We start from the raw sequence: 15,770 nt of genomic DNA, 5'->3' as shown, positions 1-15,770 counted from the left end.
CCGCGCGCGACGCGGGTACGACGGCGCCCCGCCACCGGATCCTTCCGGTGGCGGGGCGCCGTCGTGGACCCGTCGCGGAACGGGCTGCGGCCGTGACCGTGGGGTCAGGGGCCGGACGGCTCCGGAGTGCCGGGCTCGGGGCTACGGCGCTGCGGATCGTGCGGCTCCAGGAATTCGAGCCGGTTGCCGACGGGGTCCTCGGAGTAGAAGCGGCGGTGGCCCGGCAGGCCGTCGTCCCAGACGACCTTGGCGCCCCGCTCCTGCAGTCTCTGCGCGTAGGCCTCGATCCCGGTCACGCGCAGGCCCGGGTGGGCCTTGCGCGCCGGACGGAAGTCCTCCTCCACGCCGAGGTGCAGCTGGACGGGTCCGGCGGCGAACCAGCAGCCCCCGCGCGCGGCGAGGACGGAGGGTTTGGAGAGCTCGGTCATGCCGAGGACCTCGGTGTAGTAGGCGCGCAGCCGGCCCTCCGTGCCGGGGGGCGCCGCGAGTTGGACGTGGTCGACGGCGGTGAGCACGCTCAGGCCTCCTTGCGGGCGACGGCGAAGATGCGGCGGAAGGGGAAGACGGTGCCGCGGGGTCCGGACGGGTAGACGGCGCGCAGCCGGTCCCGGTACTCGGTGAGGAAGGCGTCCACGGCGTCCGCGTCGTCGCCCAGGGCGGTCAGGACGGGCCTCAGGGCGGTGCCCTTGACCCATTCGAGCACCGGGTCGGGGCCTTGGAGCAGCTGGTGGTAGGTGGTCTCCCAGACCTCCACGGCGCAGCCCAGTTCGGTGAGCCGGGCGAGGTATTCGGCGGGTTCGAGCAGGTGGATGTAGCGGGCTCCGTGGCCGGCGAGGCGGGAGCGCCAGCGCGGGGTGTCGCAGAGCTGCGCGAGGAGGGCGTGGCTGGGTGCGGTGAAGTTGCCGGGGATCTGGAAGGCGAAGGTGCCGCCGGGCCGCAGGCCGTGGATCCAGGCGGCGAAGGAGCCGGGGTGGCTGGGGACCCACTGGAGGGCGGCGTTGGAGACGATCAGGTCGTAGGGCTCCTCGGGGAGCCAGTCGGTGATGTCGCCGGGGCGGAAGTCGAGGCTGCCGCCCCCTGTGGTGGGGCCGGCGTACTCCTGGGTGGCGCGGTGGAGCATCTCCGGGGAGAGGTCGAAGCCGGTGGTGCGGGCCTCGGGCCAGCGTCCGGCGAGCAGGGCCGTGACGTTGCCGGGGCCGCAGCCCAGGTCGGCGATACGGGCGGGGCTGGTGGGGAGCTCGGGTATCCGGGTCAGAAGGTCGAGGAAGGGGCGTGTGCGGTGGCCTGCGTGCCGCAGGTACTGCTGGGGGTCCCAGGTGGGTGCGGAGGGTTCGGAGAGGACGTCGGCCGTGGGGATCCTGGCCTGGGCAGTATCGGAATGCATGTTCGAGCCTCCCTGCTGGCGGGGCGGTCGGAAGCGGAAGCCGTTTCAGCCCCCTCCATGCCCCATGGTCGCGGATTTATATCTTGACATCAAGATACTTGAAAACGAGATACTCGACATGAAGAGACTTCATATCGACAGACCCCTTACACTGATCCGCATGGAGGACGAGGTCGACCGACTGGTCGCGGCATGGCGGCGGGAACGCCCTGACCTCGACGTGGAACCGCTCGAAGTGCTCAGCCGCGTCAGCAGGCTCGCGCGCCATCTCGACCGCGCCCGCAGACTGGCCTTCTCCGAGCACGGCCTGGAGCCTTGGGAGTTCGACGTCCTGACCTCCCTGCGCCGCGCGGGAGCCCCGTACCAGCTCTCCCCCGGCCAGTTGCTGACCCAGACCCTCGTCACCTCCGGCACCATGACCAACCGCATCGACCGGCTCGCCAAGAAGGGCCTGGTCGAACGGCTGCCGGACCCCAGCGACCGCCGCGGGGTCCTGGTCCGCCTGACCCCCGAGGGCCGCGACCGCGCCGACCAGGCCCTGGCCGGACTGCTGGCCCAGGAACGGGCCATCCTGGCCCAGCTCTCGCAGGGCCAGCGCGGCGACCTCGCGGCACTGCTACGCCAGTTGACCGCTCCGTTCGACAACGTCCCCGGATAGGTCCGCCGGCCGTACGCCCGCCCGCCGGGCCAGCGCCACCGCGGCCAGCGTGGAGTGCACGCCGAGCTTGCCCAGCACGTTCTGCATGTGGGTGCGGACGGTGTGCGGGGACAGGAACAGCCGCGCCGCCACATCCTTGCGGCCCAGCCCCGCCACCATGCAGCGCAGCACCTCGTGCTCGCGCGGGGTCAGCGACTCCACCAGCCGTTCGCTGTCCGTCCGGTGCTTGCGGGCCGCCGTCAGCTCGCGCAGGACCCCGGTGAGCAGCGCGGGCGGCAGGTGGGTCTCCTCCCGCAGGACTCCCCGCACGACGGCCAGCAGCCGCGAGAGCGAGCAGTCCTTCGCCACCCAGCCCGAGGCCCCGGCCTGGAGCGCGAGCGCGGCCCGGCGCGGGTCGTCCCGCTCGGCGAGGACCACGGTGCGCACCCCTGGGTGGGACGCCCGCACCCCGGCGACCAGCGCGATCCCGTCCGAGCCGGACGGAGGCCCCGAACCCGGCTCCCGCTGGACGGGGACGACCCCGGCCGCGCCGCCGAGGTCGGCGTCGACCAGCAGGACGTCGAAGCGGCGGCCCTCGGCCACCGCGCGTTCGAGACAGCGCACGGCCGCAGGAGAACTGCCGGCCGCGGACACGTCGACGTCCGGCTCGGCCGCGAGCGCGGCTGCGAGCGATTCGGCGAAGATGCGGTGGTCGTCGACCACGAGAACCCGGATACGAGCCACAAAACCCCCAAGGGTCGGGGAACGGACGACGGCGGGTACGGAGCCCGGACCGGGTGATCCGCAGCTGCCGCGGCCGCCGCCGAGACATCTCTGCACTACCCCGGACCGGACGCCGTACCCGACTTGTCTCGACCCCTGAATCAACACCGGCCCCCACCGGTGTCACGCATCAGCGTAGGCCCGGCAGCCGCTGCTAGTTGGCCGAATAGCAGAAGTTTTCCCGGGGATTTTCCGGCGCGGCCGACCTCCAAGGCCTTTGCCGTGGCTTGAATTCACCGCTCGGCAGGTCCGGATGACAGCGTCGCCGACGGCGTGTGCCGCGGGCAGTTGCACGGGGGGCATTTCACCCGGCGTGCGCACGCCGGGCGCCCGCGCACAGCGCCCGCCCTCAGCGCGCGGCCCCAACGCACGCGCCCCCCGCGCCGGTCGGCGCGGGGGGCGGGTGGAGAAGCAGGGGGGCAGGTGACTCAGGAGGTGTGCGTACGGGCGAAGTTCCACGCGTCCGTGATGATGCCGGTGAGGCCCGAGCGGGTCGGGGTCCAGCCGAGGCGCTCGTGCGCCGCGCGGGCCGAGGCGACCAGGACCGCCGGGTCTCCGGCCCGGCGCGGGGCGACCACCTCGGGGATCTCCTTGCCGGTGACCTTGCGGACCGTCTCGATGACCTCGCGGACCGAGAAGCCGCTGCCGTTGCCCAGGTTGCAGATCAGGTGCTCACCGGGCGCGGCCACGCGCAGCGCGTCCAGGTGGGCCTCCGCCAGGTCCGCGACGTGGATGTAGTCGCGCACGCAGGTGCCGTCCGGGGTCGGGTAGTCCTCGCCGAAGACCGAGATGGCCTCCCGCTTGCCCTGGGCGACCTGGAGCACCAGCGGGATGAGGTGGCTCTCGGGCTCGTGCCGCTCGCCGAACTCCTTGTAGGAGCCCGCGACGTTGAAGTAGCGCAGCGAGACCGCGGCCAGCCCGTGCGCCGCGCACATCCCGGCGATCATGTGGTCCACGGCCAGCTTGGTGGCACCGTACGGGTTGGTCGGCGCGGTCACCGAGGCCTCGGTGAGCAGGCCCTCGGTGGGCTCGCCGTAGGTCGCCGCGGTGGAGGAGAAGACCAGCTTGGCCACCCCCGCATCCCGCATGGCGCTCAGCAGGGCCAGGGTGCCGCCGACGTTGTTCTCCCAGTACTTGGCCGGGTTCGCGACGGACTCGCCGACCTGCGAGGAGGCGGCGAAGTGCAGGACGGCGTCGTAGGAGCCGTCCAGGTGGCGGGCCGCGTCCTGGATCCGGCCCTCGATGAAGGCGGCGCCCGCGGGGACCCCCTCGCGGAAGCCCGTGCTCAGGTCGTCGAGGACGGTGACCTGGTGGCCCGCCTCCAGCAGGTGGGCCGCCACCACGCTGCCGACGTAACCGGCACCGCCGGTCACCAGGCACTTGAGAACCGGCTTGTCATGAATCGGCGTGTTGCTCACTCGCCTACTGCCTCTCACGGGGGTACGCACGCGGGAGGTTCCACATGCCGGTCATTGGCTTACCCGATTCCGCGCCCACGGGGAAATCGGCGGCCCCGCACGTCAGCCCGCGGGAGCGGCGGACGGGCCCGGCAGCGGCTCCGGCAGGGCCCGGTCCAGCAGGCCGGTGCGCGCGGCCAGCGCGGCCGCCTCCAGCCGTGAACCCACGCCCAGCTTCATCAGCACCCGCTGCACGTGCGTACGCGCCGTGCTGGGCGCGATCTCCATGCCCGCGGCGATGAGCCGGGTGTCCTCGCCCTCGGCGACCCGGACCAGCACCTCCACCTCGCGCGGGGTGAGCAGCCGCAGCAGCCGGCCGGCCTCGTCGTCGGGCTGGGCCGTGGGGTTGAGGAGCTCCGCGAAGGCCGCTTGCAGCAGCTGCGGGGCGATGGCCACCTCCCCGGCCCGGGCCTTGGCCAGGGCCCGCTCCACGCCCTCGATGCGCTCGTCGTGGCGCACGTACCCGGAGGCTCCCGCGGCGAAGGCCGCGGCGATCCCGCGCGGGTTGGGCACGGGGCCGAGGACCACGACGGCGATCTGCGGGCGCTCCCGCTTGATCCGCACGACGGGTTCGAAGACACCGGGCTCGGCCGGGGAGGCGGTGCCCAGGAGACAGACCTCGGGGGCCCGGCTGATGACCAGCTCGGCGGCGCCCGCGGCCGGGGCGGCAGCGGCGAGCACCCGGTGACCCCGCAGTTTCAGGGCCGAGGCGAGCGCCTCGGCCAGCAGCCGGTGCTCGTCGACCACCACCACGCGTACGCCCATCGAGGCTCCCCACCCCCACCCTTCTGACCCGGCAAGCTACACGCTTGTTCGACGGTGCGCGGGGGATACCGCGCAGAAGCCCCCGGAAGGACGGACCTTCCGGGGGCTTCCGAGGGGCGCTGCGGCCGGTCAGCTCGCCGTGTACGAGACGAACAGGTACTCGGGGTCGCCGCCGCCCGAGTAGGGCTTGCGCGCGTACCAGCGGGCGATGAACAGCTTGCCGTTGTGGTAGCGGTACTCGGCGGCGGTGGGCGTGATGCCGGTCTCCGCGCGCTGGCTGGTCTTGTCCCCCGGGTTCTCCATGAGGACGGTCTCCTTCATGGTCTTCCCGTCGATGCTGACGATCTGGCCGCCCTTGTCGTACGGGGGGATCTTGTACGCGATGACGTTGGAGCCGTCCATGCGCAGCGGCATGATCTGGTAGCGCTCACCCGCGTCGGCGCGGTCGCTGGTCTGCTTGCCGGTCTCCAGGTCGAAGGAGAGCAGCTCGTTGGTGCGGGCGCCGCTGGTGTCCTGGCCCTGGTGCTCGTAGGAGGGCAGGTAGAGCTTGCCGTTGCCGACCACCATGTTCACGCACTGCTCGACCTCGGTGGCGGGGCAGTCGGGGTTGAAGTTGCCGGAGGCCAGGGAGATGCTCGCCTTGAGCTGGCCCGCGTCGTCGATGACGAAGAGGTCGCTGACGCCGGTGGCGTTCTTGGCGGTCTTGCCGACGTCGGCGGCGATGACCAGCGGCTTGGTGGAGATGATGCCGGCCCACTCGATGCCCGGGGAGAGCTTGTAGGTGGACTTGACCGCGCCGGTGGCCGGGTCCAGGGACTGCGCGTGCAGCGTCTGGTTGGGGCTGCGGCCGCACTTGCGGAGCACGGCGAGGGCCTCGCCGCCCGCGTAGCCGAGGTCGTAGCAGCCTTCGCCGTCGACCTTGGGCTGCCACAGGGGCTTGCCGTCGGTCAGGTTCCAGGCGGCGCCGCCCGAGAGGCCGCCCGCGGCGACGGTCGTGCCGCTGAGGGAGACCTCGGCGAAGGTGACGTTCTTGTCACCGCCGGTGGAGGACTTGGCGGCGGCGGACCACAGGAGCTTGCCCGTCTCCAGGTCGATGACGCCGACGTGGGTGCAGGGCTGGTACTTCTTCTCCGGGGTCGGCATGGCCTCCTCGAAGAGGACGGCCGTCTTGCCCTCGCTGACGTGCTTGGTCGCACCGCAGAGCTGAGCGGGGAACGGCGTCTCCCACTTCTTGCCGCCGTCGACGAGGTTGTAGCCGACGACCTTCGCCACATCGGACTTGATGTAGGTGGAGTCGGTGATCCAGGAGCCCTTGACGGTGACCTGCTCCTCGGGGGCCGGGAGCGGCACGTTGATCAGGGTCTTCGACTTGGGGTTGGACGGGACCTTCTCGGAACCGCCGCCGCCCGCCTGGGGCTTGTCGCCGTCCGGGGAGCCGCTGGGGCCGCCGTCCGCGGTGGTCGTGGTGCCGCCGCCGTTGTCGCCCGAGACGTACCAGAAGCCACCGCCGATGATCATGACGATGGCCAGGAGGGCCGCGCCGACGATCATCAGCTGGGTGCGCTTCTCGTTGCCGCCGCCCCCGCCGCCGGCCGGGGCCGAGGACACGGACATGGGCGTGGTGGGCGGGCCGTACGGCGCCGGGGCGCCGGGCTGCTGCTGCGGGTAGCCGTAGCCGGGGCCGGTCTGCGGGTAGCCGTACGCGGGCTGCGCCGGAGCGCCGGGCTGCTGCCCGTACGGGGGCTGCGCCGGGGCGCCGGGCTGCTGCTGCGGCGGCGCGGGGGGCTGCTGCGGCGGCGGGGGCGTCACGGGCGGCTGCTGCGGGGGCGGCGGCGTGGGCGCGCCGAACCCGCCCTGGGGCGGCTGGCCGGGCGGCGGGGCGCCGAAGCCACCGGACGGCGGCTGCTGCGGGGGCGGGGGGGTACTCATCTGTTGCTACTGCCTCTCGTGGGCGGCTCGGTGGACGCGTTTCACTTGCCGAAGACCATCAGGAGCTTCTCGTCCTTGCCCTTGGCGAGCAGCCGCGTGGCGGAGATGAAGAAGCGGCCGTCCACGTAGTCGGTCTTCGGGGCGTAGAAGGAGCTCTCGACCGGGGCGGCGGCGCCCGACGGGTGGCGCAGCACCGGGGTCGGCGTGCCCCCGGCCGCGGGGACGGTGAGGACCTCGCCGCCCTGGTCGTACTCCGCCTTGCGGTAGACGATCAGCTGGCCGCCGGCGGCCTGGAGCGGGATCATGGTGCGCTTGTCCCCGGCGGGGATGCGCCACTTGACCTTGCCGGTGCCCAGGTCGAAGGCGACGATCTCGTTGCCCGTGCCGGCGGCCGGGGCGGTGGGCAGGTAGAGGATCCCGGAGTCGACCACGCCGGAGGAGCACTGGTAGGACTGGCTGAAGGAACTTCCGCAGCGGGTGGCGAAGCTGCCCTCCCCGGTCACCGTGTTGCGCTGCTTGCCGTCGGGTCCCAGGACCACGATGGAGCGTTCCTTCTTGGCCTCGTTGCCGATGTCGAGGACGAGCGGGTCCACCGAGTAGACGCTGGTGACCTTGAAGCCCTTGGGGAGCTTGAAGGACCAGGTCGTCTTGCCGGTGGCCGGGTCGGCGTCCTGCACCTCGACGGTGCTGTCGGCGTCCTGGCAGGTGGCGATGCCGATCATCTTGCCGTTGCCGCCGACGTAGGCACCGGCCTGGCATCCCTCGGACGGGCTGGCGAAGAGCTTGTCACCGGTGCTCACCTTGAAGGCGGTGGCGCGGGTCACCCGGTTCACGGAGACGGTGTCCCCGGTTAGCGAGAGGCTGGGGCCGGAGAAGAGGTCGAAGAGGCCCTCCTTGGCCACCTCCTTCGACCAGCCCTCCTTGCCCGCCTTGAGGTCGATCATCTTGATCTGGTTGCACTGGGCGGAGTCCGATTCCCCGTCCTCGTACATGACGACGGTCTTGCCGTCGGCCGTCATCTGGTCGGTGACCGCACAGATCTCGGCGGGGAAGCTGATCGTCCACTTCTCCTTGCCGTCGGCGGTGCCGTAACCGGTGATGCTCTTCCAGACGCTCTTGACGACGGTGTCGCCGACGACCCACTGGCCCTTGGCCTCGACGCCCGCGCCGGGTCCGTCGATCTTGTTGGTCTTGAGCCAGAGGACCTTGTCCTCCCCGTCCTTGCGGCCGGAGTTGAGGTCCTCCTCGCCGGCGCCGTTGCCGCTGCCGTCGCCCTTGTCCACGGACGGGGAGGCCGAGGGCTTCGCGTCGGTGGTGGGCCCGGAGGACTGCGCGACGGGCTGCTTGGGCTCCGCGTCGCCGCCCCGGAAGAAGCCCACGTAGGCGACGGTGCCCAGCACGAGGGCGCCCGCGACCGAGGCCGCGATCAGCACGGTCCGCTTCTTCTTCGGAGGCATGCCGGAGGCCCCCGGCGGCATGCCCGGCATCTGCGGCGCGCCGGGCGGCGGGGGCGGGAAGCCGTAACCGCCGGGCTGCGGCGGCTGCTGGCCGTACGGGGACGGCTGGGCGTACGGATTGTCGCCCTGCGGTGCGGCCGGATATCCGTAGCCGGGCTGCGGCGGGCCGGGCAGGTGGCCGTAACCAGAAGGCGTCGGCGGCTGGTTCGGCGGCTGGGGCGGCTCGGTCATCAGCGCACACTTTCGGCTTCAGGAGGTCGTGGAGGATGACCTTTCTATCACTGACGGCACACATGCGCCGGGCCGGTCCGCCCCCTGTACCCAAGGGAGGACCGGCCCGTGACGCCGTCGTTATCGGGCCAGTTGGCCCGGGCGCGCCCCCGGGGTCACACGTCCTCGGCCAGCTCCAGCCAGCGCATCTCCAACTCGTCCCGCTCCGAGAGCAGTTCCCGCAGCTCGGCGTCGAGCTTGGCCACCTTGTCGTAGTCGGTGGAGTTCTCGGCGATCTGCGCGTGCAGGTGGCTCTCGCGGTCGGAGACCTTGTTGAGCTGCCGCTCGACCTTCTGGAGCTCCTTCTTCGCCGCCCGGGAGTCGCCCGAGGCGGTGGACTTCGCCGCGGGGGCGGCCGGGGCGGCCGCGGGCGCCGCCGCCTCGATCATCTTCCGCCGGCGCTCCAGGTACTCGTCCAGGCCGCGCGGCAGCATCCGCAGGCTCCGGTCACCGAGCAGCGCCATCACCGTGTCGGTGGTGCGCTCGACGAAGAACCGGTCGTGGGAGATCACGATCATCGATCCGGGCCAGCCGTCGAGGAGGTCCTCCAGCTGGGTCAGGGTCTCGATGTCCAGGTCGTTGGTGGGCTCGTCGAGGAAGAGGACGTTGGGCTCGTCCATCAGCAGCCGCAGGATCTGCAGCCGTCGCCGCTCCCCGCCGGAGAGGTCGCCGACGGGCGTCCACTGCTTCTCCTTGGTGAAGCCGAACTGCTCGCACAGCTGGCCCGCCGTCATCTCGCGGCCCTTGCCGAGGTCGACGCGGTCACGGACGCGCTGCACGGCCTCCAGGACCCGCAGGGACGGGTCGAGCTCGCCGACCTCCTGGGAGAGGTAGGCCAGCTTGACGGTCTTGCCGACGGTGACCTTGCCCGCCGCGGGCTGGACGTCGCCCTGGGTGCGGGCGGCCTCGGCGAGGGCGCGCAGCAGGGAGGTCTTGCCGGCGCCGTTGACGCCCACGAGGCCGACGCGGTCGCCGGGGCCCAGGTGCCAGGTGAGGTGCTCCAGGAGGGTCTTCGGGCCGGCCTGGACGGTGACGTCCTCCAGGTCGAAGACCGTCTTGCCGAGGCGGGCGTTCGCGAACTTCATCAGCTCGGAGGTGTCGCGCGGCGGCGGCACGTCGGCGATCAGCTCGTTGGCGGCCTCGATGCGGTAGCGCGGCTTGGAGGTCCGGGCGGGGGCGCCGCGGCGCAGCCAGGCCAGCTCCTTGCGCATCAGGTTCTGCCGCTTGGACTCCTCGGTGGCGGCGATGCGGTCGCGCTCGGCGCGGGCGAAGACGTAGTCGCTGTAGCCGCCCTCGTACTCGTGGACCTCACCGCGCTGCACGTCCCACATGCGGGTGCAGACCTGGTCGAGGAACCAGCGGTCGTGGGTGACGCAGACGAGCGCGGAGCGGCGTTCCTGGAGGTGCTTCGCCAGCCAGGAGATGCCCTCGACGTCGAGGTGGTTGGTGGGCTCGTCGAGGACGAGGAGGTCCTGGTCGGCGATGAGGAGCTTGGCGAGGGCGATGCGGCGGCGCTCGCCGCCCGAGAGCGGGCCGATGACGGTGTCGAGGCCCTGCCCGAAGCCGGGCAGGTCGAGTCCGCCGAAGAGGCCGGTCAGCACGTCGCGGATCTTGGCGTTGCCGGCCCACTCGTGGTCGGCCATGTCACGGATGATCTCGTGGCGGATGGTGGCCGAGGGGTCGAGCGAGTCGTGCTGGGTGAGGACGCCCATGCGCAGGCCGCCCAACTGGGTGACCCGGCCGGTGTCGGGGTCCTCCAGCTTGGCCAGCATCCGGATCAGCGTGGTCTTGCCGTCTCCGTTGCGGCCGACGACACCGATCCTGTCTCCCTCGGACACGCCGAGGGAGATGCCGTCGAGCAGGGTACGTGTGCCGTACACCTTGCTGACTGCCTCGACATTGACCAGATTGACGGCCATCAGACGCGCTCCAGGGAAGGTTTGTGGATCAGCCCCTCAGCCTAACGCTCCGGGCCGCGGCGGACCGCTCCACCAGGAGCCAGCCTCCCACGGCCATGCCGATGGCCGTCGGGGCGGTCAGCGGGACTGCGACGAGGGTGGCGCTGTGGCCCTCCAGCAGACCCCCGAGGCCGGTCATGGACAGGCCGAGGACGCCGAACAGGCACAGGGCGATCCCGAGGGCGGCGCCCGGCCCGCTCGCCCGGGCGGGGGCGGCCGTCGCCTCAGGGGCAGCCTTCGCCGGGGCCCCGGCGGGGGTCTCGAAGCGGCGGAAGAGCGCGACGAACAGGCCGGTCAGTGCGATCGCGGCGAGCACCCGCACCGGTACCTGGGCCCACCAGGCGGCGCTCGTCGGGACCGGCAGGTCCAGGCCGAGGGCGAGCTGGACCCCGTACACGCCGAGCATGGCGGACAGGTGCCACAGGAAGGCGGTCATGGCGATGCCGTTGGCGGCGACGACCCCGCGCCAGACCCGGGGGCGGCGCAGCCAGACGGTGGCGGGGCCCGCCATCAGCTGCACGGCCCCGACGAGCCACATGCCGTGGCAGAGCAGGGCGAAGGTGGGCGGGGCCATGTTGGAGACCCGCTCGCCGGGCATCCCGACCATGGACAGCGGGTACGGGCCGAAGGCCACCAGCAGGACGGCCCCGGCGAGACCGGTGGCGGCGAGCAGGGCGGGCCTGCGGATGCGGCCGTCGGCGCGCAGGAAGCCGAGCTGGTGGACGGCGAGCCAGACGAAGGCGAAGTTCAGGAACTCCACGTACGGCACGCCGAGCGCGAAGCGCAGGACGTCGACCAGGCCGGCCGCGGCCACGAGCCCGGCGAAGGCGGCCCAGCCGAAGCGCTCGTGGAGCCGGAGCAGCGGCGGGGTGAAGGCGACCATCGCGAGGTAGATCCCGATGAACCACAGGGGCTGGGTGACCACCCGCAGCGCGGCCCCGGCCAGCCGCCCGTCGCCGCCGCCCGCGAGCTGGACGGCCAGCGCGAGCACGCTCCACACCAGGACGAACACCAGGGTGGGCCGCAGCAGCCGCTGGAGCCGGGCCCGCAGGAAGGCGGCGTAGACGGGGCCGTCGCTGCGGCGGGCGAGCGAACGGTAGGACAGGGCGTGCGAGAACCCGCCGACGAAGAAGAAGACGGGCATGACCTGGAGGGCCCAGGTGAGCACCTGGAGCGCGGGCAGCAGGGCGAGCAGGTTCCCTATGCCGTCGCCGCTGACGGCGGCCATCAGCCAGTGCCCGCACACGACGGTGCCCAGCGAGGCCACGCGCAGCAGGTCGACGTACCGGTCACGGGTGGCTGGGGTGGCGGCGGCGAGGTCGCGTGCGCTGGCTGTCATGCCGCCACGGTGCCGCCCGGGCCCTGCCGCCCGACAGGGCCCGGATACTCAACTCGGGCCTAGGTACCGGGGCCCTGCGGGGCTCGGCCGTGGGGTGGTGGCCCGTCTGCGGCGCCGCTGCACGGGACTCCGCCCCGGACCCCGCTCCTCAAACTCCCCCAGACTCCGTCCGGGGGAGCTTGAGGCGCGGGGGTCCGGGGGCTGGCCCCCGGCAGCGGCGCGGCAGACACACACCGCCAAGCCCCGCACGGGACACGTCAGGCCGGCAGGACCGTGGCTCCCGGTGCCGGGCCCGACGCCACGCGAGTGGCCCGGCAGGTGCCGGACGCCTCCAGGGCCGCCGCCACCTTCGCCGCCGCCTCCTCGTCACGGACCAGGAACGCGGTCGTCGGCCCCGAGCCGGAGACCAGCGCGGCCAGCGCCCCCGCCCCGGTGCCCGCCGCCAAGGTGTCCGCCAAGGCCGGGCGCAGCGACAGCGCGGCCGGCTGGAGGTCGTTGGCCAGCGTGGCGGCCAGCGCGTCGGGGTCGCCCGAGGCGAGGGCGGCGAGCAGTGCCGGGGAGGCTTCGGGCTCGGGGACGGCCGTCCCGGCGGTGAGGCGGTCGAACTCGTGGAACACCGCCGGGGTGGACAGGCCGCCGTCGGCCACCGCGAACACCCAGTGGAAGGCGCCCGCTTCCACCGGGGTGAGCAGTTCGCCCCGCCCGGTGCCCAGCGCGGCGCCGCCGACGAGGCTGAAGGGGACGTCGCTGCCGAGCACCGCGCAGATGTCGAGCAGCTCGGCGCGCGGGGTGTTCAGGCCCCACAGGGCGTCGCAGGCCAGCAGCGCGGCGGCGCCGTCCGCGCTGCCGCCCGCCATGCCGCCCGCGACGGGGATGCTCTTGGCGATGTGGAGGTGGACGGCGGGCTCGATGCCGGCCCGCTCGGCGAGCAGTTCGGCGGCGCGCGCGGCGAGGTTGGTGCGGTCCAGCGGGACCCGGTCCGCGTCGGGGCCCTCGCAGGTGACGGTCAGGGTGGCCGCGGGGGTGGCGGTGACCTCGTCGAAGAGGGACACGGCGAGGAAGACGTTGGCCAGGGCGTGGAAGCCGTCGGGGCGGGCCGCGCCCACCGCCAGCTGGACGTTGACCTTCGCCGGGACCCGTACGGTCACGCTCACAGCGCGGGCCTCGGCGCCTCGGGCTTGTTCTCGGCGATCGCCGCGAACTCCTCGACCGTGAGGGATTCGCCGCGGGCCTGCGGGGAGACGCCCGCGGCCACCAGCGCGGCCTCGGCGCCCGGCGCGGAGCCGGCCCATCCGGTGAGGGCGGCCCGCAGGGTCTTGCGGCGCTGCGCGAAGGCCGCGTCCACGACCGCGAAGACCTCCGCCTTCGTGGCGCTGGTCTTGACCGGCTCGGCCCGGCGCACCAGGGAGACGAGGCCCGAGTCGACGTTCGGGGCGGGCCAGAAGACGTTGCGGCCGATGGATCCGGCGCGCTTGACGTCGGCGTACCAGTTGGCCTTGACGGAGGGGACGCCGTACACCTTGTTGCCCGGTCGCGCGGCGAGCCGGTCGGCGACCTCCGCCTGCACCATGACCAGGGTGCGCTCGATGCTGGGGAAGCGGTCGAGCATCGTGAGCAGGACGGGCACGGCCACGTTGTACGGCAGGTTCGCGACGAGCGCGGTCGGCGCCGGTCCGGGCAGTTCCGTCACGAGCATCGCGTCGGAGTGGACGAGCGCGAAGCGGTCGCGGCGCGCGGGCATGCGGGCCTCGATGGTGGCGGGCAGCGCCGCGGCCAGGATGTCGTCGATCTCGACGGCGACGACCCGGTCCGCGGCCTCCAGCAGTGCCAGCGTCAGCGAGCCCAGGCCCGGCCCGACCTCGACGACCACGTCGTCGGGGCGCACCTCGGCGGTGCGCACGATCCGGCGGACCGTGTTGGCGTCGATGACGAAGTTCTGGCCCTTCTGCTTCGTCGGGCGGACACCGAGGGCTGCGGCCAGCTCACGGATGTCGGACGCGCCGAGGAGGGCGTCGGGGGTACTGGGGGAGGCGGGTTCGGGCTGCTGCTCTGCGGTGCTCACCGGTTAAGCGTCTCAGATCGGCCGGGGGATCCCGCGCCGCGGTCACCCCCGGGTGAGCCTGCGGCCGCAGTGCGGCCAGGGGCTCGCCCCCCGCTGCACGTAGAGCTTCTTCGCCCGGTACGTCTGCTCCGAGCCGGAGGCGTCCTGCGGGCGGCCGCTGCCGCCGAGGCCCTGCCAGGTGCGGACGTCGAACTGGTAGAGGCCGCCGTAGGTGCCCGAGGGGTCGGTGGCCGAGGGCCGTCCGCCGGATTCGCACTGGGCCAGGGCGGCCCAGTTGAGGCCGTCCGCGCCCGAGACGGAGCTCGGCAGCGGCTTCGTGCCGACCTTGACGAGCTGGGTGACGGGCTCGCGGACGGTCTCCTCGGCGACCCGGCGGGGCTGCTGGCGGACCCCGTTGACGGTGCGCAGGCTGTAGGTGACCCGGCGCGCGCCGGGGCGGCCCGCCCGCTCGACGACCTCGGTCCCGGCGAAGAGGCCGTCGTCCTTGACCCGCTCGGTGGCGTACGGGATGCGTTCCTCGCGGACCTCGCGGGTGCCGGTGATGCGCAGGACGGTGACGGTCTGGCCGTCGCGCGGGAAGGAGCCGGGGGGTACGGAGGTGCTGTCCTGGCCCTGGAGGGTGATGCCGGCCTGGCCGAGGGCCTCCGCGACGGTGGCGGCGTTGGTGCGGATGGTGCGTTCGTGGCCGTCGGCCATGAAGGTGACGCTGCGCTCGGTGCGGACGCTCAGGACGAGTCCGGCGCGCGGGACGGGCGCGGTGCGCGGGGCGGAGAGGTAGGCGCCCTCGGCGCGGACGCCGAACTGGCGCAGGGCCCCGTCGACGGTGCGGGCGGTGGTCCACACCTGGCGCTGCTGTCCGTCGACGGTCAGGCGCAGGGGGCGGCCGTAGCGGACGACGATCTCCTCGCCGTCCTCGATGGGTGCGCCGGGGGCGGGGGCGACGAGGTCGTGGGGGCCGACGCCGAGGCCTTCGGCGGCCAGCAGTTCGTCCACGCCTCCGGCGAAGGTGTGCAGGGTCCTCGGTACGCCGTCGACGGTGAGCCGGACGGATTTGTCGGCGGCGACGAAGGCGGTGGTGCCGCCTGCGAGGAAGGCGACGACGAGGGCCTGCGGGATGATGCGCCGCCAGGTCCCGCCGGGGGCTGCGGTGGGGGCGGTGCCGGGCGTGGGTCCGGTCCGGGGTGCGGCCCGCCGGCCGCCGGGGGCGCGCCTGCGGCCGGGGCCCGCGGGCGCGGGGACGGTGGCGGTGGCGGTGGCGGTGGCGGTGGGTGCGGCTTCGGCGGGGGCTCCGCGGCGTCTTCCGGAGCCCGCGGCGGGCGGGGCGGTCTCGGCGGCCGGGCCCCGGCGGCGTCCGGGGCCCGCGGGGGCGGTGCCGGGCAGGGTCGGAGCGTCCTCCGTGCCCGGGGCGGGGGCCGGGTCGGCGCCGCCGCGCCGCCTGCCGGTGCCGCGCGGGGCGGGCGGGGCAGGCGGGGCAGGCGGGGCGTACGCGGCGGGGGCGTCGGCGGCGGTCCGGCCGCGGGCGCGGCGGCCACCGCGCGGGGCGGGGACCGCGGGTTCCGGTTCGCCGGGGGCACCGGCGGCGGGCTGGTCCTCGTACGGCCCCGGAACGGGACCGCCACGGCGGTGACTGCCCTGCGTATCGCTCACGACGCTCGCTCCACTGGTCCGGCACCCCCTGGTCGGGGCACGGCACCATAGCGGAGCGGGCGTCACTCAAACAAAGCCGGGC

Annotated in this window: 13 protein-coding genes; 1 reads left to right on the top strand and 12 read right to left on the bottom strand. The window is 73.5% G+C overall.

Annotation, left to right across the window (positions count from 1 at the left end; translation table 11 throughout):
- Positions 1 to 104: 104 nt before the first annotated feature.
- The gene (locus IO30_RS0103055; RefSeq protein ID WP_051859473.1) at positions 105 to 515 is read right to left on the bottom strand and encodes a VOC family protein; all 411 of its coding nucleotides are present in this window, start codon (positions 513 to 515) and stop codon (positions 105 to 107) included.
- 2 nt (positions 516 to 517) lie between these two features.
- Entirely contained in the window at positions 518 to 1,384 is an 867-nt protein-coding gene (locus IO30_RS0103050; protein ID WP_031138964.1) for a trans-aconitate 2-methyltransferase, read from the bottom strand.
- A gap of 160 nt (positions 1,385 to 1,544) precedes the next feature.
- Between IO30_RS0103050 and IO30_RS0103045 the strand changes: the two genes are divergently transcribed.
- A complete protein-coding gene (locus tag IO30_RS0103045) occupies positions 1,545 to 2,042 on the top strand; it encodes a MarR family winged helix-turn-helix transcriptional regulator (protein WP_031138962.1) in 498 nt (165 codons plus the stop codon).
- Here the strand turns inward: IO30_RS0103045 and IO30_RS0103040 are convergent.
- From IO30_RS0103040 to IO30_RS0102995, 10 genes are all read right to left on the bottom strand, one after another.
- A complete protein-coding gene (locus IO30_RS0103040; protein WP_031138960.1) occupies positions 2,001 to 2,765 on the bottom strand; it encodes a LuxR C-terminal-related transcriptional regulator in 765 nt (254 codons plus the stop codon). The genes IO30_RS0103045 and IO30_RS0103040 overlap by 42 nt on opposite strands.
- A 467-nt stretch (positions 2,766 to 3,232) precedes the next feature.
- The gene (gene galE / locus IO30_RS0103035) at positions 3,233 to 4,222 is read right to left on the bottom strand and encodes a UDP-glucose 4-epimerase GalE (RefSeq protein ID WP_051859474.1); all 990 of its coding nucleotides are present in this window, start codon (positions 4,220 to 4,222) and stop codon (positions 3,233 to 3,235) included.
- A gap of 102 nt (positions 4,223 to 4,324) precedes the next feature.
- Entirely contained in the window at positions 4,325 to 5,026 is a 702-nt protein-coding gene (locus tag IO30_RS0103030) for a response regulator transcription factor (protein ID WP_031138954.1), read from the bottom strand.
- A gap of 129 nt (positions 5,027 to 5,155) precedes the next feature.
- Positions 5,156 to 6,955 (bottom strand): outer membrane protein assembly factor BamB family protein, encoded by a 1,800-nt coding sequence (locus IO30_RS0103025; protein ID WP_031138953.1) that lies wholly within the window; start codon positions 6,953 to 6,955, stop codon positions 5,156 to 5,158.
- A 41-nt stretch (positions 6,956 to 6,996) separates the two neighbouring features.
- Positions 6,997 to 8,643, bottom strand: a complete 1,647-nt coding sequence (locus tag IO30_RS0103020) for an outer membrane protein assembly factor BamB family protein (protein ID WP_031138951.1) — start codon at positions 8,641 to 8,643, stop codon at positions 6,997 to 6,999.
- A 155-nt stretch (positions 8,644 to 8,798) separates the two neighbouring features.
- Complete coding sequence (locus IO30_RS0103015) at positions 8,799 to 10,601, bottom strand: ABC-F family ATP-binding cassette domain-containing protein (RefSeq protein WP_031138949.1); 1,803 nt, start codon at positions 10,599 to 10,601, stop codon at positions 8,799 to 8,801.
- Positions 10,602 to 10,629: 28 nt separating this feature from the next.
- Entirely contained in the window at positions 10,630 to 11,979 is a 1,350-nt protein-coding gene (locus IO30_RS0103010; protein WP_031138948.1) for an acyltransferase family protein, read from the bottom strand.
- Positions 11,980 to 12,236: 257 nt separating this feature from the next.
- A complete protein-coding gene (locus IO30_RS0103005) occupies positions 12,237 to 13,127 on the bottom strand; it encodes a 4-(cytidine 5'-diphospho)-2-C-methyl-D-erythritol kinase (RefSeq protein WP_031138947.1) in 891 nt (296 codons plus the stop codon).
- A 2-nt stretch (positions 13,128 to 13,129) separates the two neighbouring features.
- A complete protein-coding gene (rsmA, locus tag IO30_RS0103000; RefSeq protein WP_031138946.1) occupies positions 13,130 to 14,041 on the bottom strand; it encodes a 16S rRNA (adenine(1518)-N(6)/adenine(1519)-N(6))-dimethyltransferase RsmA in 912 nt (303 codons plus the stop codon).
- 42 nt (positions 14,042 to 14,083) lie between these two features.
- A complete protein-coding gene (locus IO30_RS0102995) occupies positions 14,084 to 15,688 on the bottom strand; it encodes a resuscitation-promoting factor (protein ID WP_078904501.1) in 1,605 nt (534 codons plus the stop codon).
- Between the last annotated feature and the right edge of the window lie 82 nt (positions 15,689 to 15,770).

This window comes from Streptomyces xanthophaeus (genome assembly GCF_000725805.1).
Taxonomy (GTDB): Bacteria; Actinomycetota; Actinomycetes; order Streptomycetales; family Streptomycetaceae; genus Streptomyces; species Streptomyces xanthophaeus.
Note: the sequence above shows the minus strand (reverse complement) of the source record. Positions and strands in the feature narration are given on the sequence as shown.

Coding starts and splice junctions, on each gene's coding strand:
- IO30_RS0103045 (WP_031138962.1), top strand. CDS start 1,545: ATGGAGGACGAGGTCGACCGACTGGTCGCGGCATGGCGGCGGGAACGC.
- IO30_RS0103015 (WP_031138949.1), bottom strand. CDS start 10,601: ATGGCCGTCAATCTGGTCAATGTCGAGGCAGTCAGCAAGGTGTACGGC.
- IO30_RS0103030 (WP_031138954.1), bottom strand. CDS start 5,026: ATGGGCGTACGCGTGGTGGTGGTCGACGAGCACCGGCTGCTGGCCGAG.
- IO30_RS0103010 (WP_031138948.1), bottom strand. CDS start 11,979: ATGACAGCCAGCGCACGCGACCTCGCCGCCGCCACCCCAGCCACCCGT.
- IO30_RS0103025 (WP_031138953.1), bottom strand. CDS start 6,955: ATGAGTACCCCCCCGCCCCCGCAGCAGCCGCCGTCCGGTGGCTTCGGC.
- IO30_RS0103020 (WP_031138951.1), bottom strand. CDS start 8,643: ATGACCGAGCCGCCCCAGCCGCCGAACCAGCCGCCGACGCCTTCTGGT.
- IO30_RS0103050 (WP_031138964.1), bottom strand. CDS start 1,384: ATGCATTCCGATACTGCCCAGGCCAGGATCCCCACGGCCGACGTCCTC.